Here is a 24319-nt window from a genome sequence, read left to right as displayed (position 1 = left end):
TTCGGGGTGGAAGCGCAGCAATGCGTGCAGCTGACGAATACTAATCGGTCGAGGGCTTATCCTATTAAGAACAAACAAACCAGCTAAGTTCTACAACTTCATTCGCATCCGGTTTTCAGGGTGTAAGAACGTTATTAATCGAATTCCGGACAGGATGAAGATTAACTCTGACGCTTCTGATCTGGAGAGATACCCAAGTGGCTCAAGGGGACCCTCTGCTAAGGGGTTAGACTGCGCAAGTGGTGCGAGGGTTCGAATCCCTCTCTCTCCGTTCTATATTACTCGGCCCGTTGGTCAAGGGGTTAAGACACCTCCCTTTCACGGAGGTAACAGGGGTTCGAATCCCCTACGGGTCACCATTTATCTTGGACGCTTAGCTCAGCTGGGAGAGCATCTGCCTTACAAGCAGAGGGTCGGCGGTTCGATCCCGTCAGCGTCCACCATGAACAGCTTTTATCGGGTTTTTGCTAACCTGGTAACTTTAACGACGCGGGGTGGAGCAGCCCGGTAGCTCGTCGGGCTCATAACCCGAAGGCCGCAGGTTCAAATCCTGCCCCCGCAACCAAATAATTTCGCGGAGCCGTGGTGTAGAGGCCTAACATGCCTGCCTGTCACGCAGGAGACCGCGGGTTCGAATCCCGTCGGCTCCGCCATTTATGCCGGTGTAGCTCAACTGGTAGAGCAACTGACTTGTAATCAGTAGGTTGGGGGTTCAAGTCCTCTCGCCGGCACCATCTTTACAGCAACAATATGATATGCGGTCGTGGCGGAATTGGCAGACGCGCTAGATTCAGGTTCTAGTGGTGTAACAGCCGTGGAGGTTCGAGTCCTCTCGACCGCACCATATGCGGAAGTGGCTCAGCGGTAGAGCATCGCCTTGCCAAGGCGAGGGTCGCGGGTTCGATTCCCGTCTTCCGCTCCATTATTACTCCAGGGTTTTATTGTTCCCTGATGGGTAAACCATATGCAAGTTTATATCGGGACGTAGCTCAGCTTGGTAGAGCACCTGGTTTGGGACCAGGGGGTCGCATGTTCAAATCGTGTCGTCCCGACCATCTTTTCTAAGACAATCACTATTATTGGTCAATGTAGACCAATGGATAGTGGTTTTTTTGTGTTTTACATTGATTTCCGCATACATAAATTATCCTCTTTGATTTGCCCCGTACGTTGCTTAGGTTTGCCCGGTGCTCCTTTTCTCCCTGTTTCTTTATAATTCAAGTTGTAAATACGAAAGGGGAGGCTTTCTAAGTTGAAAAAAATAAAAGCGTTTACATCGTGTATTTTAGCTGCATCCATGATGGTCGTTATGTTTGCTGCCTGTTCGAACACTAGCAGCAGCCCGTCTCAACAAGAGCCTGCGGGGACTACTAAGAGCTCGACAACTAACGAGAATGAACCCATTACGTTGACGTATTTCTTGAACGCGCCAGGGGATAATGTTCCCGAGCATTTCAAGCTAGGTGATCTGATCGCTGAGAAGACTGGTGTGACAGTCAAGTATGAAAGGCTGGTTGGTGAGATCGAGCAGAAGCTGGGTGTCATGATTGCAGGTGGAGAATATCCCGATATGATTTATGCCGGTGACAGAACCTCCAAGCTTATTGATGCCGGTGCCTTGCTGCCGCTTGAGGATCTGATTGAGGAACACGCTCCGACTCTGAAGAAGCTCTATGAGCCTTACTGGGACAGGATAAAGGCTGCAGATGGTCATATTTATGCCCTCCCGAATTCTGTGCCGACAGGCCAGCCGAACAGATGGGTGAATGCTGCTTTCTGGATTCAGAAGGATGTGCTTAAGGATGCCGGGTATCCGAAAATCACAACCTTCGATCAATATGTCGATGTGCTGAAAGCATACGCCAAGAAATATCCGCAAATTGACGGGCAGGATACCGTTCCCTTCGCTATTCTAACTTACGACTGGCGCATCTTCACCTTGACGACAGCCATGCAGTTTCTTGCCGGCGGTCCCAATGATTCACGGGCCATGGTGGATCCGGAGACGGGGGACCTGAACTTTTATCAGACTGACGAGAACGTGTCCAAGCGTTATTATGAAAAGCTCAATGAGATGTGGAATGAGGGACTGATTGATAAAGAAGCTTTTGTCATGAACTATGATCAATATCTCGCGAAGCTGTCCAGCGGCAGGGTACTCGGTATGCATGACCAGTCCTGGCAGTTCCAGGATGCGACACAGGCATTGAAGCAGCAGGGAAAACTGGACCGGATGTATGCGCCACTGCAGCTGACCTTCGATGATAGCATTCCCGGAGATTATCTGGATGTCCCGTCTATCAACTACGGAATTGGCTGGAGTATGTCTGTTGATAACAAGGATCCCGTGCGGACGATTAAGTTTATCGATCAGCTTGCGACGGACGAAATGCAGATTCTCCGAAGTTGGGGAGTGAAGGACGAGGATTACAAGGTAGACGAGAACGGCCGATTTTACCGTACAGAAGAACAGCGCAAATGGTTTGAGATCAGCGAGAATGCTCTTGGCTGGGACGGAAAAATACTATGGTTTTACCCGAATGCAGCCGGTACACTGCCTGATGGCAATAACTATTTGCCTGGGGAGCAGCCGGAGGAAATTGCAGCAGGCTATTCGGATACGGACAGAGAGATTCTGAAGGCATACGGTGTTAAAACCTATCCTGAGCTGTTCAATCCCGCAAATCCGAAGCGTAAATATTTTCCGCTCTGGAGTATTGAATTGACGGAGGACATGAAGCTGTTTGACCAAAAGCTTGGCGATCTGAACCGCAAGTATCCCCCTCAAATGGTAGTGGCAAAGTCAAAGGATGAGTTCAATGCCATTTGGGATGAATATGTGAAGGCCGTAAACAAACTCGATGTCGAGGGATGGATGGCTTATCATACGAAGCATGTAAAGGACAGGATGGAGAATTGGTAACGCAAGCTGTACGCAGCAAACCGCAGCGGGGTCATAGCCATGACCCTGCTCTACTGTCAGGAGGATCACTATGGAATTGAAGGTTCATCGTCCAGCAGTGAAGCCCAGAGCAGGCAGAACCGCTGTTTTGTGGAAAAGAATAAAGCAGCAGAAGCTGCTGCTGCTGATGTCGGTCCCGTTTGTAGGCTATGTGTTCATCTTTAATTATATGCCTTTGTGGGGATGGCTGATGGCTTTTCAGAACTATAAGCTCGGAACGAGCATTATGAACAACGAATGGGTGGGCCTAACCCACTTTCGGGAGCTGTTTCAAGATGAGATGTTCATTCAGGTGCTGCGCAATACACTGGCCATGAGTGTGATCAATCTTGTGTTCGGATTTGTCAGCTCGATTACGCTTGCCCTTATGTTAAATGAAGTACGCAAGCTGCTGTTTAAGCGTTTTGTACAGACGATCAGCTATTTGCCTCACTTCATCTCTTGGGTTGTGGCAGCTAACCTGATTATGACAGTGTTCTCCCTTGATGGAGTCGTTAATGCTGTACTGCTTCAGCTGAACATTATAAAAGAACCCATCCTGCTGCTGTCTGAGCCTAAGGCGTTCTGGTGGATGATCGGCATCTCTAACGTATGGAAGGAAGTCGGCTGGAATGCCATCATCTATCTGGCTGCAATGGCGATGATCAATCCGTCACTCTATGAAGCTGCCGAGATTGACGGTGCCGGAAGGTTTCGTAAGATGTGGAGCATAACCCTGCCCAGTATGGTGCCGCTGATTGCTATATTATTGATTATGAATATCGGAAGACTGCTTGATGCAGGCTTTGAGCAGCAGTATCTGCTGATGAACACGATGGTTGTGGATTATGCGGAGACAATAGACATTTACGTCTTGAAGTATGGAATTAATCTGTCCCGTTATTCCTTCGCCACGGCTGCAGGTATTTTCAAATCGGTAATCTGTATCATTCTGCTGGTGTCGGCGAATCAACTGGCGAAGCGGATGGGGCATTCCAGGCTATTCTAGCGAAAGGAGGCATACAATATGAAAGCAGCGACAGGAGCCAGAAGAGCGGTCAAATTCCGCTGGACATGGTTTGATATCTTTAACTCGGCTTTACTGCTCTGTCTTATGGTGGTAACCCTGTATCCCTTCGCAAATATGGCTGCAGTTTCCCTTAATGAGGCAGTGGATACGACACTTGGCAGCAATTTTATATGGCCGCGTGCCTTCACACTTTATAACTATGAAGTGATCCTGAAGGACAGCATTATTTACCACGCCTTTATGATTTCGGTTCTGCGTACGGTGATTGGCACAGTCACCAGTGTATTTTGTACTGCCATGCTCGCCTACACCCTAAGCCGTCCGGAATTTATGCTGCGCGGTGCCATTTCTCTGCTGTTTGTGTTGACGATGTATTTCAGCGGCGGACTGATTCCCGTCTATATGCTTATCAAAAGCATGGGCCTTACCAATTCATTCTGGGTTTATATCATTCCGGGGCTGGTGGGTGCCTTTAATCTGATTGTCATGCGTTCATTCATAGAAGGTCTCCCGGAGAGCCTGGTGGAATCAGCAAAAATAGACGGAGCTAACGATTTTGGCATCTTTATCCGGATTATCCTTCCGCTCTGCATGCCCGCCATTGCAACGGTCTCATTGTTTGTAGCGGTAGGTCAATGGAACAATTGGTTTGATACGTTTCTGTATAACTCATCTAATGTCCAGCTGTCTACTCTGCAGTATGAACTGTTGAAGAAGCTGCAGTCAGCGAATATGAGTATAGGCTCTTCCGCAACCTCTGCTTTCCTGAATAATCAGAATGCGGACGCGAATCAGGTTACACCGACATCGATGCGCGCGGCCATTACCATGCTGGCTACACTGCCCATCCTGTTCGTGTACCCGTTTCTTCAGAAGTATTTTGTGAAGGGAATGACCCTTGGAGGAGTAAAGGAGTGAAAGTGTCATACGGAACAAATAGGCCGCTTGGCCTCTTTACCATTAATGGATATTGTTATTATAATATTGGTATAATATCATAACAAATACACCCGTATGTTAGCTTAATCTGAAAGCGTATACAGTAGGGGCGGGGGAGGGTGCGTTGTATTCACGTCTGTTAAAGCGGTGGAACAATATCCGGCTCCGCAACAAGCTGCTGATTCTGTATGGCGTAGCTGTATTTATTCCCATGATTATGACCAATCTGATCTTCTATACGATTACCGCTGATAATGTTCGTGCACAGAAAATCACAGACCTGAAGCATGCGCTGGAAAAGGGGAAGGAAGCGTACCGCAAAGGGCTGGAATCCATTGTCGGTATCTCATCTATGCTGTACACCGACAGCGAGCTGAGCGAGGCGCTGGATCATCATTACGAATCAACCAATGAGATGCTCTCTGCCTATGACCGTGTTGTTAAAAATGCCATTACCCGCTACGTGTCGCTGAACAAGCAGTTTTATAACGCGACCTTCTACACGGATAATGAGACGCTGGTCAGCTCAGGTGTCTTAAAGCTTATCGACCAGCATACGGCTGAAGAGGAATGGTACCGTAAGGTCCATTCGGCAAAGGTTATCGGAGAACTGCTATTGCACACAAACCTTCCTCCTGCAGGCGGCAAAGTTGAAGTTGGCTTCTCAACTGCCTGGGACCAGCCGTACACCAGCATTATCCGAAAGCTGGATTTCTTTCGAAAGAGCGGCTCGCATGTAAAATTGCTTAAGATTGATATTTTTCCACAGTTTGCGGAAGAAACGCTGCGGAACACCTTCCCGCTGGGCGAGCTTTATCTAACGGGTGGTTCCGGGGAAGTTCTGTACGCCTCTAACGGTTCATCCGAATCACTTATTCCCAGTATGAATGACAGCAAGAATGTTAGTCTGGTTACTTCCTTTGACAATGTCAATTATCTGAGCGGGTGGAAGCTGATCGGCATCTATCCGCGGGAGCAGATTGACAGTGCCATGCAGCAGTCCAAACTGTCCTTTGTTTATTTAACCTTAGCCAATCTAATTCTTCCTGGTCTCATTATTATGGTGCTGTCGCGCTCACTTAATGCGAGAATCGTTAGGCTGTGGAAGCAGATGAAGCAGGTGAAGAACCAGCATTTTGATCTCCCTGAGATGGAACAGGCCAACGATGAGATTGGCCAGCTTACAGGTGAATTCAACAGGATGACAGCGCAGATCAGTCTGCTAATCCGGGATGTGTATGAAGCTGAGCTTGGACGCAGACAGGCCCAACTGAACGCTCTGCAGAGCCAGATTAATCCCCACTTCCTGTTCAACACGCTGGAGACAATTCGTATGAACAGCTTGATGAAGGGGGAGCAGGAGACTGCGCTTGTTATTAACCGGCTGGCCCGCAGCTTTCGTCGTTCGATTACGTGGGGAAGCGATACTGTCCCGCTCCGTGAGGAGCTCTCCTATATCGAAGACTTCCTGGAGATCCAGAAGTTCCGCTTCGAAGACAGATTGGAATATAAATTTGATATGGAGCCGTCCCTCCTGGATGTGCAAATACCCAAGATGAGTGTTCTCCCTATTGTTGAGAACGCTTGCATTCACGGGATTGAGCGGATGGAAGAGGCTGGATTCATTGAGATCGTCGGGATACGGGAAGTGGATGCTATACGAATCGTAGTCCGGGATAACGGGCCGGGCATATCGGAAGAGAAGCTTAAGGAAATATCGCAAGCGATGAGGACGGATGTGCTCAACCAGGGCCGTCATATCGGGATCCGGAACGTATATAACCGGCTGAAGCTCTACTATCTGAAAGACTTTGCGTTGGATTATCGTTCTGGTCCCGACAAGGGGACCGTTGTGACCATGATTTTCCCAGTAGAGAAGCTGGGTTAACCTGGAGAAGGAGGCAGGCCTGTGTACAGAGCGCTTCTGGTAGAGGATGAACCGAAAATGCGGGAAGGCATGAAGCGGATTATATCCTGGGAGGGCTGCGGCTTTCTTCTGTGCGGCGAAGCGGAGAATGGCCGCGAGGGTTTGAGACTAATTGAGGAGGAGAAGCCGGATCTGGTGGTAACCGATGTACGCATGCCTGTCTTAAGCGGGCTCGAGCTCATGATGGAAGTATCGGGGCGGATTGACTGCCAGTTTATCGTGATATCAGGCTATAGTGAGTTCGATTATGTAAAAGGTGCTTTGAAGTTTGGGGCTGTTGACTACCTGCTTAAACCGCTTGATGAGGAGCAGCTTGCTGAGGCGCTGCATCGTGCGAAGCAGCGTCTCGACAGAGAAGCGCTTCTGCCGAAGTCCCTTCCGTCTCACCTGTCGGCAAGCGGTGCGGTTGGGGACGTAATCCGTTACATACAAGACAAATATTCTTATACCATCACGATCAAGGATATTGCAGCCCAGCTTTATATGCACCCTATCTATCTTGGACAGCTGTTCAAGAAGACGACAGGCGTCTATTTCAACGATTATGTCCATCAGACCAGGATGGAGCAGGCGCAGCGTCTCCTCGCGACAACAGCCAAGAAAATTTATGAGATCGGCCTGGATGTCGGCTATAAAGATAATGACTATTTCGTGCAGCAGTTCAAAAAGCGAACCGGTGTTACCCCTTCCCAGTACCGGTCAAGCATCAGGGGCTGCGTTCAATGAGGAGCAGAATCGCTGGATTGTTCCTGTCAGCAAGCTGCCTGTTAAGCTTGATACTCATGGTTTCATGCTCGGAGAACACAGGCGGGAAACCGGATCGTCAAGACTTGGTTACTTTCCGATATTTTCTTAATGCACCGGGTGACAGTGTACCGGAACATACACTTATTAGTGAGGCGATCAGGCAGCAGACAGGCGTTACGATTCAGTATGAACGGATTGTCGGTGAGATTGACCAGAAGCTGGGTGTAATGATTGCCGGCAAGGATTATCCTGATTTTATCTATGGCGGTGACAAGACCTATCGTCTGCTTGAGGCGAAAGCGCTCATTCCGCTTGAGGATTTGATCCAGACTCACGCTCCTAATCTGCAGCGTCTGTATGCGCCTTACTGGGAAAGGCTAAAAGCTGAGGATGGCCATATCTATACGCTGCCGCTCTCTGTCCCGACGGGGAAGCATACAAGGTGGATTAATGCTGCATTTTGGGTTCAGAAGAAGGTGCTCAAGGAGGCCGGCTATCCGGTTATCAAGACCTTTGACGAGTATGTGGAGCTGCTTCGGGATTACTGGCATAGACATCCATCCTATGAAGGACAGCCGACAATTCCTTTTGAAATTTTGACTTACGATATCCGCAATTTTACCCTGACGACTGCTATGCAGTTCCTGGCTGGAGGACCTAATGATTCCCGGGTAATGGTTGATCCGGCAGCGGGAAACTTGCACTTCTATCAGACGGATGAAGCGATCACAGGGCGCTATTACAATAAGCTTAATGATATGTTTCTGGAGGGCATGGTCGATCCTGAAGCATTCGTTATGACGTATGAGCAGTATCTGGAGAAGCTTGCAAGCGGGAGAGTATTAGGGATGTTCGATCAGTCCTGGCAGATCCAGGAGGCTCAGCTGACACTGAAAGAAGCGGGAAAATTTGAGGAGATGTATGCCCCTCTGCAGCTGACCTTTGAAGCGGATACCCGTGCTGAATATCTGGAGAATGTGACAATGAATTACGGTATCGGGCTTGGTCTATCGATTGCCTGCGAGGATCCGGTCCGCGCGATCAAATTTGTTGATTATATGGCCAGGGAAGAGACTCAGCTGCTCCGTTATTGGGGAATCGAAGGCCAGCAGTATCAGATCAGCGGAGAGGGCAGGTTCTACCGGACCGAAGAGCAGAGAGCATGGCTGCATAATAAGCGCAACAGGCTGCGTCTCAGCGGAGATATTTTGTATTTCTGGCCTGGCTCATCCGGAACGAGGCCAGACGGCAACAGCTATGATCCGGCCACTCAGCCGGAGGAGATTCAAGCGGAGTATTCAGAAGTGGACAAGGAGCTGCTTGCGGCCTACGGGGTGCAGACCTATGAGGAGCTGTTCGATCCCCCCGATCCGAAACGCGTTTATTTTCCAGCCTGGAGCATTGAGCTTTCAGATGAGGCTAAGGTATTCGACCAGAAGCTGAATGATTTGAACAAGCGGTTCCCCCCGCAGATGGTGGTAGCTGAATCGAAGAGTGAGTTTGATCAACATTGGCAGGAGTATGTCAAGGCAGTGCACAGCCTTGATGTTAAGGGATGGATGAGTGAGTTGGAGGAGAAGATCCGTAAGCGCCAGATCGATTGGCAATAAGAAAGAGGAGGATACACAATGAGTAGGCGTAAAGCGATTATGATGCTTTTAACGGTGGTATTGGCGGTTCCCATGATGATTCAAGGTGTTGATGCAGCTTCTAGCGTTTCTGTAAGCGCTTCTAAAGGGAAGGCGAAGGACCGAGCAAAGACGATGTATTTTGCCGATGCGGAAGCGACGCCTGAGACTAGATCGCTGCTGGCCTATCTGAACCGCATACGGGGCAAGCAGGTGCTCTTCGGTCATCAGCACGCGACAACAGAGGGGCTATCAATCTCGGCTAAAGACGGAACGGAATCGGAGGTAGAGCGGGCGGTGGGCGAGCTCCCCGGCATGTTTGGCTGGGACACCCTCAGCCTAGCTGGTGATGAGAAGCCGGGCTCCTGGTCCAATACAAGAGAACAGAATCGTGACAATCTGATCCGGGTGATGAAATCGGCTCACGAAGCGGGAGGTGTACTTGCGCTGAGTGCACATATGCCGAACTTTGTGACGGGCAATGATTTCTACGATACAAAGGGGAAGGTCGTATCCCGCATCCTGCCTGTCGGGGACAAGCATGCCGCCTACAATGACTACCTCGATATGATTGCGGACTTTGCCAATAATCTGAAGGACGATAAGGGCAAGCATATCCCCGTTATATTCAGGCCGTTCCATGAGCAGAATGGCGGCTGGTTTTGGTGGGGTGCACCTTACCGGACCAAGGAACAGTATATTGAGATTTATCGCTATACGGTGGAATATTTGAGAGACAAGAAGGATGTGCATAACTTCCTGTATGCCTTCTCCCCAGGCAGTCCGTTCAATGGGGACACGGCTGTGTTCCTTGAGACTTATCCTGGTGATGAGTACGTTGATATTCTGGGCTTTGATACGTATTATGACGGCTCCAGCGCCGGCTGGTTTGATACCGTGGTGCAGGATGCGAAGCTGGTCTCACAGCTCGCGGATGCCCGAGGCAAAGTGGCGGCTTTTACGGAGTTTGGCTATTCAGGGGTGAAGCCGACCGGCACTCAGGACCTTGCCTTCTTCACGAAGCTGATTGCAGCACTGAAATCTGACCCGGATGCCAAGCGGATGGCTTATATGCTGACGTGGGCGAATTTTAACACCGACAATATCTTTGTTCCCTACCGCAATGCTCCGGGCGGACTGGGCGATCATGAGCTGCTTCCTGATTTTGAAGCGTACTATCAAGACCCTTATACGGCATTCATCCGTGATGTAACTGGGGCTTATACGAACAAGGTGAAGGCAGCGGGCAAGCAGCCTTTCCTCCACATTGCAACGCCAACCGGCATGCAGACAATCCCGGCCACGAAGGCGACGACCATCCGGGCACGCGTGCTGGATCAGAAGGAATGCAAGGTTACCTATCAGGTGGGAGATGAGAAGAAGGAATACAAGATGCAGCCGGATGGAGAAGGGTTTTATTATACGGCAGACTGGATACCTGGAAAGGAGCTTGATGAATCCGGTGTACTGCTTACGGTAAAATCCTATGCCAGGAATGGCACCGTGATATCCGAGACTATACAAGTCTTTATCAGCGATACACCGGAAACGAAAGACCCGCGAATAGTGGATCTATTCGAAACGTATAAGGGCAGCAATGAGCTTCTGGATATGGCCTACAGTCCGGCTGGAGATCCAAGCTCCATTAAACTGGAGTCTGAGACCACAGCGGAAGGGAAATACAGCATGAGGTTTGACTACAGCGTAAGCGGGCAAGGGTACGCAGGCCAAGTCAAGAATATGGAGGGTGTCGACTGGTCGGGAGCAGGTAAGCTGAAGCTCTGGCTGAAGCCGGATGGAAGCGGTAATAAGCTTGTTCTTCAGATCAATGCAAGCGGGATATCGTTTGAAGCGTATCCATCGCTGACTGGCACTGATGCGGGATGGGTGGAAATTCCGTTTGGCGAATTTAAGCCTGCTCCGTGGGATACTGCTAATGCAGGCAAGACAATGAATGCCGATAACCTGAAGGATATCCGGTCATTCGGTATCTATGTGAATAAGCAGGAAGGCAGTTCGGCCGATAAGAGCACCTTGTATCTGGACGGTATCCGTGTAGAGTAATAATAAGCTACAATCGGCAGCACCGTCTGTCGCAGGCTCCTCTTCAGCATGCGTTAAAGCAAGCTTAAGAGGGGCTTGTTTGTGTCTGTAAAAAGAATCGGACTATATAGCCCTATCGGGTCATGTCCAAATGGGAGGGAGCGTGCAAAATAGAAGTAGACTGCTGATTTAAGGAAGGGAAGATTGCAAATATGCACGATAAACGAGTGAGTACTTATTTATTTGGCGCGTGGGCTGTTTCCGTGCTTGCGACAGTTGGCAGCCTTTATTTAAGCGAGGTTATGCAGTTCATGCCCTGCAGCCTGTGCTGGTTTCAGCGTATCTTCATGTACCCCCTCACGATTCTGCTTGGTATCGCTTCTGCGAAGAATAGTCCGCTCATTATCCCCTATGTAATACCGCTGGTCGTGATCGGGGCCGCCTTCTCGCTCTACCATACCATCATTCAGAAGCTGCCCCGGAACCTTGATATTGCCGCTTGCGGTCCTGTTCCCTGCAGAGGCGATTATCTGGATTGGTTCGGCTTTATTACAATACCGATGCTGGCGCTGACTGCTTTCCTGATGATATTGGTTGCCCTGCTGAGAGCACAGCGGCTGTCGCGGTAAACTTCAATTGATAAGAGAAGCCTAGCATGAACAATAGTCTATTGGTACATTGGGGAGCGAAGCTCTCTTTTTTTGTAAATGATTATTGACGGCTACAGCATCCGGTATTATGATAGAAAACAGTTGTGAAAATAGTCACATGTAATAATGGGGTCATTATTTTTCATCAGAGGAGTGTTATTTACTTATGAACGTTGCAGAAACGATTCAGACGCCAGGTGCGGACAAAGAACAGCAGACAACCCAGGATCTTGCACAAATCCTTGTACAGCTGTCGAAGCCCGAGGTCCAGCAGTCCTTGGTCGCACTTATGGATAATCTTCCGCGTCTGACAGAAGCAGCCGGCAAGCTTGCTGACTTGTATACTTTGCTGAATACGCTGGCTAACGATCCCGTCTTTGTAAACGATGTAAAGGGCGGGTTCAACGAGATGGTTATGCCGGTAGTCGACGGTGCGAAAGGAATTGCATCAGCTGCAATAGAGGCAAAAGACAGAGCTGAGACAGAAACGGACAAGATTGGTGTATTCGGCCTGTTGAAAATGATGAACGATCCGCAAGCCCAGAAGATGTTCCGCTTCCTGCGTGCATTCCTGGCGGTTACGAATGAGCGGGAGAATGCTCGCTAAACGGCTTCATTTCTTATATAGGGGGATATGGATATGAAACAGATTGTGATACTTGGCGGGGGTTACGGCGGGCTGTTAAGTGCGCTTACGGCTAGAAAATACTTGTCACCACAGGAAGCTGAGATAACGCTTGTCAACCGCGATAATGCGCATCAGATCGTGACTGAGCTTCATCGCCTGGCGGCTGGAAACATTGATGAGAAGGCAATTGGGCTGCCGCTTGATAAGCTGCTGAAAGGTAAGTCCATCAACCTGATGCTCACATCGGTTGAGCGTATTGACCCGGATCAGAACCGGGTATGGGTTGGGGGCGGACGTTCGCTCAGCTACGACCAGCTCGTAGTCGCTCTCGGCAGCGAGACGGCATTCTTCGGCATCCCAGGGCTGCAGGAGAACAGCTTTACACTGAAATCGATAGAAGATGCCAACCGCATCCGCAGCCATGTGAAAGGCAAGCTGGCCGAATATGCCAGAACCAAACGGAAGTCCGATGCAACCATCGTTGTCGGCGGCGGCGGGCTGACGGGTGTTGAGCTGGTTGGTGAGTTCGCGGATGAAATGCCTGAGATGTGCCGCAAGTACGGGATCAGCCGCGAAGATGTCTCGCTGTATTGTGTGGAAGCGGGTCCTTCCATTCTGGCAGGTTTTCCAGCTGTATTGGTTGAGCGGGCAAAGTCGAGCCTGGAGAAGCGCGGCGTAACCTTCCTTACGGGGCAGCCTATTACGGAGTTTAAAGACGGTACGGTATTTATTAAGGACGGCACGGCAATTGAAACAGGGACCTTGGTATGGTCAGGCGGTGTTCAGGGCAATCCGGTAGTAGCGGACTGCGGTATCGAAGCGGCACGCGGAAGAGCGATGGTGAATGAGTATCTCCAGTCGACTTCTCATTCCAATATCTTCCTGGCGGGAGACAGTGCTGTTGTAATGGGTCCAGAAGGCAGGCCTTATCCGCCATCTGCCCAGCTGGCCTGGCAGATGGGTGAAGCGGTTGGCTACAACCTGTTTGCCAGCATTCGCCAAGCTCCAATGGAGACCTTCCAGCCGGTATTCTCAGGCGTGCTTGCCAGCCTTGGCAGACGGGATGGAGTGGCTACGATCGGCGCTACCAAGACAGAGCTGAAGGGCTTCCCGGCATCCGCAATGAAAGAGATGAGCAACGTGCGGTATTTATCGCATATCGGCGGATTGTTCTCCCTCACACACTAATCTAACGATAATGATGAACGGTCATACTGGAACGCTACAGAAGCAGGTAAGTCTTCTGTGGCGTTCCTTTTTGATTCACCCGAAATCGTCTTAAGCAAATGGGAAATTGGAAGTCACCTTATAAAGATTAAGCGTCCTACGTAAGACATAGTAGACTGTTCCAGCAGGAAGCTGCTTGGACAGTCTTTTTGTGCAGCGTATTAAGATTAAAGTATATGTGACATTACATAACGTGAGAGTTGAACTATGTTCAATAATTTATAATATTTGGAGGTTTATCCATAAACAACTTTGTGTTAGTGTATTTTATGTAAGCAAATCTTACATGAATGTGATCTGGTTGTCTGAGGAGGAGATTGGAATGCTGATTGGTGTTCCGAAGGAAATCAAGAATAATGAATGCCGTGTCGGGATGACACCTGGTTCTGTGCTTTCTTACGTTCAGGCTGGACATCAAGTGTGGGTAGAGAGCGGTTGTGGTGAGAGGATCGGATACACCGATCTAGATTATTGTGCCGCAGGGGCCCGAGTCGTACCGCTTGCAGAGGACGCTTGGTCTGCTGACATGGTCGTTAAGGTTAAAGAACCGCTTCCCGAGGAATATGGCTATTTTCGCCCCGGATTGCTGCTGTACACCTACCTTCATCTAGCTCCAGAAGAAGGCCTGACCCGGGCTCTGGTTGAGAGAGGGGTTACAGCCATTGCATATGAGACTATACAGCTGGATAACGGAAGCCTGCCGCTGTTAACGCCCATGAGCGAGGTGGCCGGAAGAATGTCCATTCAAATCGGGGCCAGGTTTTTGGAGAAGGCAAGCGGGGGTAAAGGCGTCTTGCTAAGCGGTGTTCCAGGTGTGGCGCCGGGTAAGGTGACGGTAATAGGAGGTGGAATCGTTGGAACGAATGCCGCAAGATTGGCGTTAGGTCTTGGGGCAGATGTTACCATACTGGATATTAACGCGGATCGTCTTAGGCAGCTTGATGACCAGTTTCAGGGGAGGATGAAGACCTTGATGTCCAGTCCTCATAATATTGCTGAAGCTGTAGCACAAGCAGACCTTGTAGTGGGGGCCGTATTAATCCCTGGAGCTCGGGCACCACGGTTGGTGACGGAATCCATGGTGAAGACGATGGCGCGAGGTTCTGTCATTGTGGATGTGGCTATTGATCAAGGGGGTTCAATTGAGACGATAGATAGAATAACAACGCATGACAATCCGACCTACGAACGCCACGGTGTCATCCATTATGCTGTCGCAAACATGCCAGGGGCTGTAGCACAGACTTCCACAATCGCTCTTACGAATGTTACGACTCCATATGGTCTGCAAATTGCCACTAAGCATATCCGGCAGGCTGCACAAGACAACAGCGCTATTGCGAGCGGTGTTAACATCATCGAAGGTCAGGTCACCTACAAGGCTGTTGCAGAGGCACATGGCTATGCCTATACGGACCTTCATAGGGTGCTGGGTTCTAATTTCCAGGAATCTGCCTAGTGGATCAAGGTAAAATAGTTAATAAACCGCCACTCTCTGATGAGAATGGCGGTTTATTACGTGAATGACTGGATTCAGGCTTAAGAGGCTTGGCCGGTTACAGTTGTGCCGCTCTTCGTAATGGTGTAGGTAATCTTCTCGCCGCTCCAGAAGTGGAACGTCAGCACCACTTTACCGTCCTGTACTTCATTGAAGAAGGCTGGCAGAAGAGTAATTTCGTTAGTTTCATAAGATGGATTAAAGGTGTGGCCGAACTCCTTATAGGAAGTCCAGTTTTGCGGTCCTGCATTGCCGCCGGCTTCGTATACGGCTTCCATGGTTGCCAGGCGGTCACCGTTGAAGGCAGTCGGAATCGAGAAATCGCTGGTCGTACCCGCAGACTGCTTCAGAACCGGCGTGTTATAGGTGATTACATTGAATCTCCAGTCGGCGCCTTTGTTGAAGTGGGCAATAATTTCGGCATGCTTGCCTGTTTCCTTGCCTTTATTCGTAAGTGTACAGAGCAGGCAGGATTTCAAGGTCAGGACATCGCCGTTCAGCACATATTCCTTGCCCTTGCGCAGTTTCTTACCATCTACCGAAAGGCCAGTGAGTTTATTACCGTTTAACTGCAGCTGTACCTTAACATCCTTGAACTTGTCTCCTTGCTTCAAGAAAATCTGGTCTGTCTCAGCAGTTGCTGAGCGTCCCTTCCAGCTTGCCTTCATCATGGCAACCAGCTCAGGATCATTCCACTTAAGGGTATTGCGGTTCAAGTGCTGTCCGTTATCCCACAGCATATGGGTGATCTTCTTCTGCTGGAGATAGTGGATTAGAAATTCAAAGAATTTCAGCTTCTCGCCCTGCTCAATCACATTCGTGTTTTTGTCAAAGCCAAGCAATCCGAATTCCCCAAGAACGACAGGTATTCCTCTTGCTATGAGTGTGTCATGGACACGGTCGAATGTGGTTGTGATATCGTTCATCGTATCCTGCTCAAAGCGTGTATAGCCTGCAATGTTAACGCTGAATGGCCAGAAGCCGTAATAATGGACCGTTGCAATGAGATTTGGATCATTCAGTGCAGTAATAGTATCGTAAAGCTCATCCAGATTGTGTTGAGCGGTGGCGGTTTCAAGTGTTGGAAGGACCAGCGGCCGCTCGTCATTGTTGCCGCCCGAGCTGCGCACAATGTGATAGAAGGAAGTGTTCAGCTCTTCCAGAAGCTCAAAGTGGACAGGGTCTTCAGCTCCCCAGCCGTCGGTAAAGCGCGGCTCATTAATGCTCTCGAACATCAGTTTGTCAGGGTGGTTCTTGAAGCGGTCGGCAATTTGTGTCCATGCCGCATTGTAGCGAGCCAATACCTGGTCATGCTCCTGCTGCATGCGGTTAACCCACATCCAGGAATCATGATGAAGGTTAATCATGACATACAGGTCGGCTTCAAGCGCCCAATTAACAATCTCCTCAACCCGGTTCATAAAATCAGGATTGATGGTATAGTCGGGTGCGGCGCCCAGCCGCTGGTCCCAGGTGATTGGAATACGGATGCTGTTATAGCCTTCTGCTGCAATCTGATTAATAAGCTCCTGGGTAACACGCGGATTACCCCACGAGGTTTCATCTTCTCCTGTCGCATCAAGTGTATTGCCCAAATTCCAGCCCGGCTGCATGGCTTCGACATAAGACTGGATAGCACTCTTGTTCTTCGGCCCTTGCTTGCTGTCTGAAGCTGCAGAGGCAGCGGAAGCAAATGATGAGATCAGCAGTACGGTAGCGATAACCATTGAGAATAGTGCTTTGGTTTTCGTTGTCGTCATAAATGAAGGTCTCCTTTAGAACAGTATTTGTTAGTGGATAGCGGGTACTTTAATGCTTGTGTCCAATACTTTGATACCGTTTTCACAAAGAAGCTGCTTAAACTTCAACTTTCTCATTTGCGTAAACAATTGCACCTCCATTTTCGCCTTGTAAGCGCTTGCTAGAAAATCGTATCATAGCCGGCTCTCTTGAAAATACCCTAAAAAGTAGACGAGAGTTCATGTAATATTTTGGACTTCGACAACGAATGACAATAAAGAGTACATCATGACTGAATAAGAAACCGGACTGCTTAGGCTGCAGTCCGGTTTCTCTGTTGGCTTAAAAAGCGAATGAATCATCAATATACCATTTTCCGTTAATTCTAATAAGGTCTGAAACATCCTTATCGGTATTCGTCTCGCCCATAAACGAAACATCTACACGGTACTCCACATGAGCTTTGTCCCCGTCAACTGAAACATCAATTATTTCTAAGTTGTCGAACTTCACATCTTCCATCATGCCGTTTAAAAACTCTTCAGCCTCTTCCAGCTCAGCTGCGTCTGGTTGTTCTTCGGGTGCATACAGGGAGGCAATTGTCTTGATGTCCGCGTCATCTAGCGCATTGACAAGGGCTTTGATTGTTCCTTCCGGAGTAGACATTGAGCCGCCGCTGTCCCTTAGAAGAAAGAAGCCTGCAATCAGCACAAGCACTGCAATTGCCAGGAATGCAGGCTTCTTATAGAAGGGAGCCGTAATATGCTCTTGATGGGCGGGCATTCTGGGGACAGGAGGCGTTGTTGCCGCTCCGCATGAGGAGCAGTTAGGTGCGTTCTCTTCCAGCTTAGTTCCACAAGATGTACAAAACACGAGATTAAACCGTCCTTCCAATTATGTAGAATTTGTAATGGCCAAGTGATTATAGCACCAAAGGCCCAGAGCTCCTACCAACTTTAGTGATTTTTTAAGTTTCACACATTCCCCACCCAATCTTCATCTTTTCTTCATGCAGTGATTTCCTGCCGATAGTATGATGTTCTTACAATAATATTTAGACTTAATTTAATATAGTGGGCAGGAATGGGGGAGGGGACGTCTTATGACGTATAAAGCAGTTATTATCGGAACAGGCCCTGGTGGATTAACGGCGGCCATATATCTGGCTCGTGCAAATATGAATCCGCTTGTTATCGAAGGACCGGAGCCGGGGGGACAGCTAACCACCACGACAGAAGTTGAGAATTTTCCAGGCTTTCCGGAAGGCATTATGGGACCGGAGCTGATGGCGAATATGCGGCAGCAGGCCGAGCGGTTCGGGGCAGAGTTTCGTTCGGGCTGGGTCAACACAGTCGATATGTCTAAACGTCCATTTGCTATCCATTTAGAGGGATCTGAGAGTATCCTGGCTGAGACGGTCATCGTATCGACTGGGGCATCAGCTAAATACTTGGGCATTCCGGGTGAACGGGAAAATGTCGGCCGCGGTGTCAGCACCTGTGCGACCTGTGACGGATTTTTCTTCCGCGATAAAAAAATAATCGTCGTCGGCGGCGGGGATTCCGCCATGGAGGAAGCTGTCTTCCTGACCCGATTTGCTTCAGAGGTGGTGCTTGTAAACCGGCGTTCTGAGCTGCGCGCCTCCAAAATTATGCAGGATCGTGCACGGGCGAACGATAAGATTAGCTGGTCTATTGACCGTACTCCGCTTGAAGTTGTCTCCGGACCACTGGGTGTAACCGGTCTTAAGGTGCGCAATAATACGAGCGGGGAAGAGGAGTTCATTGAAGCGGAAGGCATCTTCATCGCGATTGGCCATACACCAAACACCGGCTTCCTTGGGGGCCAGCTGGAGACCGATAATGGCGGCTATCTGATTGTGAAGCCCGGGACCTCTGAAACCAATGTGCCAGGTGTGTTCGCATGTGGAGATGTGCAGGACAGCCGTTACCGCCAGGCCATTACGGCAGCTGGTTCTGGCTGCAAGGCTGCTATAGACTGTGAGCACTATCTGGAAGATGTGCACAGTAAAGCAGCAGCTTTCTAGTATATAAATTACAGATAGACGAACAAGGATCACGGTATGTAAGGTTAGGAACTTTAGGAACTTAAGGATGGTTTGACAGGAGGACCCGGAGCACCAGCTCTGGGTCTTTTTTTTGCCCGTCGACCAGCTGCTGGAATAATATGCAGTCATTTGGTTTACGATAAAGCTGGCTTTGTATAAGCCAATCCGTCATAAGGAACGATTGGAATGTCAATGGACAGATGGCTTTTAGTCACATTATGGATTCTGCTGCCTGGTTCTGTCCTGCTTCTTGTACCCAGAAGGAAGCTGCGGACTTTCATAATGGCTTGCTTTGCCACTCATATACTGGTGTGGATCAAGGTTACGCTGCTCGTACACTTTAAGATTGTAACTTTTCCGCTGCGAGAATTCCCCATTGCAAGTGATCTCAGTTTTACTATGCCCAATGTGGTTTATCCCGTCCTCACGGGTTATTACATCCTCTGGAAACCGGAGCGGATGAGAATGGCGGGGATCGTGACCCTGGTGGTTTGCAGCGGCATATTCGCGAGCTTACATTTACTGCTGGACAGCTTTACGCGGCTTATCGATTTGACGGCCCGCTATTATTGGTTTGCGGATTGGGTTTCGTTCATCGTGATCTTGTTTGCTGTCAACAGGTTTATGTCCTGGTTCCAGGCTAAATGATAAGATGGCAGTAGAGACCGGGGGAGGGGCAGCAAATGAGGCCTGAACATTATATTCTTATTTATGCCTGGATTTTTTCCTTGCTGTTGTTGTGGCTGGTCCCTCGTGACAAGATCAGGCCTGCCATCACGGCTTTTTTATTCATGCAGATGATTACGTACGTAATGGGGCTGGTGGTGGTAGAGCAAGGGTTAATTGTGTATCCGGTTCGGGAAGTCCCAGATAGCAACAGGGCCAGTCTTACTTATGAATTCATGGCTTTCCCTACAGTCTCTGCTTTGTTTGTCTCCCGCTTTCCAACTTCGTCTTCCTTGCTGTGCAGGTGTCTGTACTACATAATCTACAGCTCGGTTTTAACCTCTGCTGAGGCGTTGCTAGAAGCACATACCAATGTGATTCACTACATCCACTGGCGATGGTGGTTAACCTGGAGCTCACTTCTGGTTTCACTCTGGCTGACAAATCTGTTCTGCAAATGGTTTTTCGATGGATACCCGGAGGGAAAAGCCGGTTGAGCCAAGTTTGCTTGTTGAGGGTTGCAGGGCATCTGCATGAATATGGTAAAGTAGAGGTGATGGAAGGATAAAGGAGCTGTTGGTACGACAATGAGAACTCATATAGCGAGCATTGTGTCTGTTATGGCCGCAAGTCACAAGGATTATTTTGTTACGACTGCTGCTGAGACTATTCATGTGGAGCTTGGAGGCATTCCGGGTGACCGTCACTTCGGCATTATGGTGCCTGCAGATGTCCGGCAGAATTGGTATCCTAGAGGGACTATGATCGCTAACAGACGCCAGATCAGCATCGTTTCGGCGGAGGAATGTGAAGAAATCGCTAGTAAGATGGGACTGCCGGAGGTACGGGCTGAATGGTTGGGCGCCAATATTCTGGTCAGCGGCTTCGAAGGGCTTACAGGGCTGCCACGTGGAAGCAGACTGCTGTTTCCAGATGGAACCGGACTGATCTGCGAGGGTGAGAATGAGCCTTGCACGGGTCCAGGTCTTATTATCGGCGAGCAGTATGGAAGGCAGGAGCTAAGCAGAAACTTTGTCAAGGCGGCTTATAAGAGAAGGGGCATTGTTTGTTCGGTGGAGCGTGAGGGTACAATTAACCGGGGTGACTTATTCAGAATACTTATACCGGAGTAACTAGTTGTATACACACCAAAAACGTCGATATTTACAACAAGATTATCTATAGCCAACAACAACGCGAATGTCTAAGATAAGAGAAGAATATGTCCAATGATAAAGGAGAGCGAAAAAATGTCCAAAATTAAAGTTGCCGTGATTGGCTGCGGCTCGATCTCTAAATACCGCCACATTCCGGAATATGCTGCAAATTCTAATGTTGAACTCATCGCGTTCTGTGATATTGTTGCCGAACGATCACAGCACTTCGCTGATGAATACAATGCTAAGGCTTACACCGATTATAAGGAACTGCTTGAGAAGGAGAAGCCGGATGCGGTCAGCGTATGTCTGCCGAATGCCCTGCATGCCCCCGTTTCGATTGCTGCAGCCAATGCGGGTGCCCACGTTCTGGTGGAAAAGCCGATGGCTGCAACGGAAGAAGAATCGCTGGCAATGATTGAAGCTGCCAAGGCGAACAATGTATTCCTGATGGTCGGTCACAATCAACGGCTTATGCCACCTCATGTCAAGGCGAAGCAGATACTGGAATCCGGTGTGCTAGGCCGGGTTCTCACTTTCCGTTCCTCATTCGGACATCCGGGACCAGAGGGCTGGAGTGTAGATGGACGCAACAGCTGGTTCTTTAACAAAGAGGATGCCGTTATGGGAGCCATGGGTGATCTTGGCGTACATAAGGCGGACCTGGTTCGTTATCTGCTGGGCGACGAGGTTGCAGAAGTGTCATCCTTCATCAGCACCCTAGATAAGGGCGATACGGATGTGGATGACAATGCGCTGACTATCGTACGCATGAGAAGCGGAGCGATCGGTACGCTTGTTGCAAGCTGGACGTATTACAAGGGAGAGGACAACAGCACTGTACTCTGGTGTGAGAACGGCGTTATGATGATCGGCACAGACCCTGTAGACCAGGTCATTGTGGAGCTGCGTGACGGCTCAGTTGAGAAGCATAGTGTTGGAGCTATTGCCACGAATGAAGCCCAGACGAGCAGCGGGGTGATCGATGCTTTCGTCGATTCTATTCTTACAGGCAATGAACCAAGCATCTCGGGTGAGGAAGGCATGAAATCACTGAAGGTTATCCTCGCTGCCTTCGAATCGCAAGCAACAGGGAGAACGGTTGCCCTGTAACAAGTACTATGTAAAATAGCAACAAGGGGCGCCGTCCTGGACGGTGCCCCTTTGACTTTGATGCGATTATCTGTCCTAATAAGTCTTTAGAGTCTTGTCAGCTTGTAGCCATCCTTCTCCAAGAGCTTAACAATACTTGAATCGCCCAAGAAGTGCGCTGAGCCAGCTACTACAAAATATGTGTCGCCGGAACCGTCATTCAGATACGATTTGATCTTCTCGGTCATTCCGACATTACGGTCATCGTTTAAGTATTGATAGTACAATGTCATGGCCTGGGATGAAGCAGAAGCGGAGTTTAGCACGGAAAGCATTCTTTCATGGTCTCCGTATTCCCATGCCAACGCCATTGTGTCGAGCGTCTGTGCATCGTTTCCTGAAGCCGGGTTATTCAGTGAGTCGTACAGAAGTTTTTCTTGAAACGAAGGGCTCATGCTGTCAAAATAATCGATCTGGAATTCTACCCCTTCAAGCTCCAGAATCTCACGTTTACCCGCGCGGTTCAAGAAGTATTGATCAATTCCTTCAACCTTCGTATACTCTTCGCTTATGCCGACCAGGTTGGTGAGGGCCATCTGGATATACCACGGTTCATAAGGGTCAAACGTATTAACTGGCAGGCCGACGGATTTCAGCAGCTCTTGAATCTGGCTGTAGAGCTCGGGTGAGATATGATCCTTCAGCGTTTCACCTTCCGGGTAGGAGGCCTTCTCAAGCGTATACTTAGCCATCTGCTCTGCATCTACATTCGCAATATCCGCTTCTACAACAAGCTTGTCGGATTCAGCGAATGCCTTTTCAATAGTAGAGCTTAATGGATACATCTCTTCTGTTGCCACGTGGATTGAACCCAATAAGTAAACGGTATTTTTGCCTTTTTCAAGCTTCCAAAGGTATCCTTTGGATTCATCCGGAGACGTATTTTTTGCCGCCCCGGCTTGCGGCACCGGTAATACGAGTGCCAGAGATAGTACGACTGATAATGCTGCGTAAAACAACTTCTTCACCTTGGTCATCCTCCTTATGATGTGTCGCTCTTTTTAATGTAGATACAGAGCGTATACATTTTATACGAAAGAGCTGCCAATGCGTAGCATATTTTTTTGTAAAAATGTTTAATCAGGTTGTGATTATTATTATTTAGAGTATCAAAGTAACGACCACGGGTGAAGTTCTGCATAATTATTGTACGGAATGCTCATAATAGCCCATTATGAAATGGACCAAGAGATGGATCAGTATATGCGTGTGCGTTATCGCCGTTGGTTTTATCGCTGTATTCCATAGTTGGACTCCGGTCGTCTATTCGACTTACGAAGCAGCTAAGCTTAACCCGTGGGAAAAGGAGGTGCGACGTATCGAAGCCGGCTATGCGGGGCATTACCCGCATGGTGCGGTTGTGTTTATCGGAAGCTCAAGTATTCGTGCTTGGCGTACGCTGGAATCAGATATGTCTCCGTTCAAGGCAATAAATCATGGTTTTGGTGGTTCGGGGATTCGGGATGCGATTCATTATATCGACAGGCTGGTGACGCCTTTTCATCCAACAGCCGTGGTCTGTTTTACAGGTACAAACGATATTAACGGCATACCGGGGAAAACAAGAACTGGCCGCGAGGTATATAAGGATACTGTTATCTTCATTGAACAAGTACAGCGCAGTCTACCGGGCATACCTGTTTTCTATGTGTCGATCACGCCAACCGAGCTTCGGTGGAAGGTGTGGGATGAGGCGCGAATGGCTAACAAGCTGATTAGAACTTATTGCGACAAGCATAAAGATGCCTACTATATTGACTTGGCTGGGCGCATGGTTAACGCTCAGGGGAGACCAGATGCGAAGTATTATAAGAAAGACAGACTGCACCCTAATGAAGCGGGATACAAGGTGTGGACAGAAGTTATCAAAAAGGCGCTGGCCGAGAAATTGATGTAGGGACAGCTAACTATCACAACTGGACTTGCCTTCATCATGCTCACTGTGGTATAGTATAAAACATTGCAGAACGATCTCACATTTTGTGAATCATGGCTTAAATGACAGGAAAACATTGTCGATTGCTATTGAACGGTCTGCATGATATATTGTTATTCCGGCCGAGAGAAACGGCAGGGAAGAGCAAGAACAAGCAAGACGGAATAATTGTTCTTTGAAAACTGAACAACGAGCGAACTGCCCTGTCATACCTTTATGGGATGATGGATAAGCAATACAGAATGAGCAAGTCAACTTTCATCATCTGTGCACATTCGACATCGACCTTCGGTCGAAATCGAAAGTCACTTTAATGGAGAGTTTGATCCTGGCTCAGGACGA

20 protein-coding genes and 9 tRNA genes are annotated in these 24319 nt (G+C 49.0%); 26 read left to right on the top strand and 3 right to left on the bottom strand.

Annotated elements, in window-relative coordinates:
- Positions 1-183 precede the first annotated feature (183 nt).
- The 20 genes from DNH61_RS02205 (at position 184) to ald (ending at position 15219) form a co-directional block, all read left to right on the top strand.
- Positions 184-271: transfer RNA gene (locus DNH61_RS02205), tRNA-Ser, on the top strand.
- A 13-nt stretch (positions 272-284) separates the two neighbouring features.
- Positions 285-359: transfer RNA gene (locus DNH61_RS02200), tRNA-Glu, on the top strand.
- Positions 360-367: 8 nt separating this feature from the next.
- Positions 368-443: transfer RNA gene (locus tag DNH61_RS02195), tRNA-Val, on the top strand.
- A gap of 45 nt (positions 444-488) precedes the next feature.
- Positions 489-565: transfer RNA gene (locus DNH61_RS02190), tRNA-Met, on the top strand.
- A gap of 11 nt (positions 566-576) precedes the next feature.
- A tRNA-Asp gene (locus tag DNH61_RS02185) sits at positions 577-653 on the top strand.
- A 5-nt stretch (positions 654-658) separates the two neighbouring features.
- Positions 659-734 (top strand) — tRNA-Thr (locus tag DNH61_RS02180).
- Between the two features lie 23 nt (positions 735-757).
- Positions 758-844, top strand: a tRNA-Leu gene (locus tag DNH61_RS02175).
- A gap of 3 nt (positions 845-847) precedes the next feature.
- Positions 848-922: transfer RNA gene (locus DNH61_RS02170), tRNA-Gly, on the top strand.
- 56 nt (positions 923-978) lie between these two features.
- Positions 979-1055, top strand: a tRNA-Pro gene (locus DNH61_RS02165).
- Between the two features lie 197 nt (positions 1056-1252).
- Positions 1253-2923 (top strand): extracellular solute-binding protein, encoded by a 1671-nt coding sequence (locus tag DNH61_RS02160; RefSeq protein ID WP_111145075.1) that lies wholly within the window; start codon positions 1253-1255, stop codon positions 2921-2923.
- A 70-nt stretch (positions 2924-2993) separates the two neighbouring features.
- Positions 2994-3950, top strand: a complete 957-nt coding sequence (locus DNH61_RS02155; protein ID WP_111145074.1) for an ABC transporter permease — start codon at positions 2994-2996, stop codon at positions 3948-3950.
- Between the two features lie 18 nt (positions 3951-3968).
- Entirely contained in the window at positions 3969-4889 is a 921-nt protein-coding gene (locus tag DNH61_RS02150) for a carbohydrate ABC transporter permease (protein WP_111145073.1), read from the top strand.
- A gap of 145 nt (positions 4890-5034) precedes the next feature.
- The gene (locus tag DNH61_RS02145) at positions 5035-6798 is read left to right on the top strand and encodes a sensor histidine kinase (protein WP_111145072.1); all 1764 of its coding nucleotides are present in this window, start codon (positions 5035-5037) and stop codon (positions 6796-6798) included.
- 21 nt (positions 6799-6819) lie between these two features.
- On the top strand, positions 6820-7563 hold the full coding sequence (locus DNH61_RS02140) for a response regulator transcription factor (RefSeq protein ID WP_111145071.1): 744 nt from the start codon (positions 6820-6822) through the stop codon (positions 7561-7563).
- Positions 7560-9194 carry an extracellular solute-binding protein gene (locus DNH61_RS02135; protein WP_111145070.1) on the top strand — a complete coding sequence of 545 codons (1635 nt, stop codon included), beginning with the start codon at positions 7560-7562 and terminating at the stop codon, positions 9192-9194. The genes DNH61_RS02140 and DNH61_RS02135 overlap by 4 nt, the downstream gene beginning before the upstream one ends.
- Before the next feature lie 18 nt (positions 9195-9212).
- The gene (locus tag DNH61_RS02130) at positions 9213-11276 is read left to right on the top strand and encodes a glycosyl hydrolase (protein ID WP_111145069.1); all 2064 of its coding nucleotides are present in this window, start codon (positions 9213-9215) and stop codon (positions 11274-11276) included.
- A gap of 191 nt (positions 11277-11467) precedes the next feature.
- Entirely contained in the window at positions 11468-11884 is a 417-nt protein-coding gene (locus DNH61_RS02125; protein WP_111145068.1) for a disulfide oxidoreductase, read from the top strand.
- 187 nt (positions 11885-12071) lie between these two features.
- The gene (locus DNH61_RS02120) at positions 12072-12512 is read left to right on the top strand and encodes a helical membrane plugin domain-containing protein (protein WP_111145067.1); all 441 of its coding nucleotides are present in this window, start codon (positions 12072-12074) and stop codon (positions 12510-12512) included.
- A gap of 33 nt (positions 12513-12545) precedes the next feature.
- Positions 12546-13721 carry an NAD(P)/FAD-dependent oxidoreductase gene (locus tag DNH61_RS02115; protein ID WP_111145066.1) on the top strand — a complete coding sequence of 392 codons (1176 nt, stop codon included), beginning with the start codon at positions 12546-12548 and terminating at the stop codon, positions 13719-13721.
- Between the two features lie 361 nt (positions 13722-14082).
- Positions 14083-15219: an alanine dehydrogenase gene (gene ald, locus DNH61_RS02110; protein ID WP_111145065.1), complete on the top strand. Its 1137-nt coding sequence runs from the start codon at positions 14083-14085 to the stop codon at positions 15217-15219.
- Between the two features lie 80 nt (positions 15220-15299).
- Here the strand turns inward: ald and DNH61_RS02105 are convergent, their stop codons facing one another.
- Both DNH61_RS02105 and DNH61_RS02100 read right to left on the bottom strand, forming a co-directional pair.
- Entirely contained in the window at positions 15300-17018 is a 1719-nt protein-coding gene (locus DNH61_RS02105) for a cellulase family glycosylhydrolase (protein WP_111145064.1), read from the bottom strand.
- Positions 17019-17340: 322 nt separating this feature from the next.
- Positions 17341-17892, bottom strand: coding sequence for a YchJ family metal-binding protein (locus DNH61_RS02100; protein WP_146240924.1), 552 nt, complete (start codon positions 17890-17892; stop codon positions 17341-17343).
- Positions 17893-18100: 208 nt separating this feature from the next.
- Here DNH61_RS02100 and trxB point away from each other — a divergent pair, with 208 nt between their 5' ends.
- The 5 genes from trxB (at position 18101) to DNH61_RS02075 (ending at position 22002) form a co-directional block, all read left to right on the top strand.
- Positions 18101-19045 carry a thioredoxin-disulfide reductase gene (gene trxB / locus DNH61_RS02095; RefSeq protein WP_111145062.1) on the top strand — a complete coding sequence of 315 codons (945 nt, stop codon included), beginning with the start codon at positions 18101-18103 and terminating at the stop codon, positions 19043-19045.
- A 213-nt stretch (positions 19046-19258) separates the two neighbouring features.
- Complete coding sequence (locus DNH61_RS02090) at positions 19259-19714, top strand: CBO0543 family protein (protein WP_146240923.1); 456 nt, start codon at positions 19259-19261, stop codon at positions 19712-19714.
- 35 nt (positions 19715-19749) lie between these two features.
- A complete protein-coding gene (locus DNH61_RS02085) occupies positions 19750-20229 on the top strand; it encodes a CBO0543 family protein (RefSeq protein WP_111145060.1) in 480 nt (159 codons plus the stop codon).
- Between the two features lie 90 nt (positions 20230-20319).
- A complete protein-coding gene (locus tag DNH61_RS02080; protein ID WP_111145059.1) occupies positions 20320-20865 on the top strand; it encodes an MOSC domain-containing protein in 546 nt (181 codons plus the stop codon).
- A gap of 117 nt (positions 20866-20982) precedes the next feature.
- On the top strand, positions 20983-22002 hold the full coding sequence (locus DNH61_RS02075; protein ID WP_111145058.1) for a Gfo/Idh/MocA family protein: 1020 nt from the start codon (positions 20983-20985) through the stop codon (positions 22000-22002).
- A gap of 86 nt (positions 22003-22088) precedes the next feature.
- Here the strand turns inward: DNH61_RS02075 and DNH61_RS02070 are convergent, their stop codons facing one another.
- Positions 22089-23009 (bottom strand): TraB/GumN family protein, encoded by a 921-nt coding sequence (locus tag DNH61_RS02070; protein WP_181438551.1) that lies wholly within the window; start codon positions 23007-23009, stop codon positions 22089-22091.
- Between the two features lie 341 nt (positions 23010-23350).
- On the opposite strand from DNH61_RS02070, the gene DNH61_RS02065 reads away from it, so the two are divergent.
- The gene (locus DNH61_RS02065) at positions 23351-23938 is read left to right on the top strand and encodes a GDSL-type esterase/lipase family protein (protein WP_181438550.1); all 588 of its coding nucleotides are present in this window, start codon (positions 23351-23353) and stop codon (positions 23936-23938) included.
- Positions 23939-24319 lie beyond the last annotated feature (381 nt).

This window comes from Paenibacillus sambharensis (assembly GCF_003233845.1).
Lineage (GTDB): Bacteria > Bacillota > Bacilli > Paenibacillales > Paenibacillaceae > Paenibacillus_I > Paenibacillus_I sambharensis.
The sequence above is the reverse complement of the archived record's forward strand: the minus strand, read 5'-3'. Positions and strand labels throughout refer to the sequence as shown.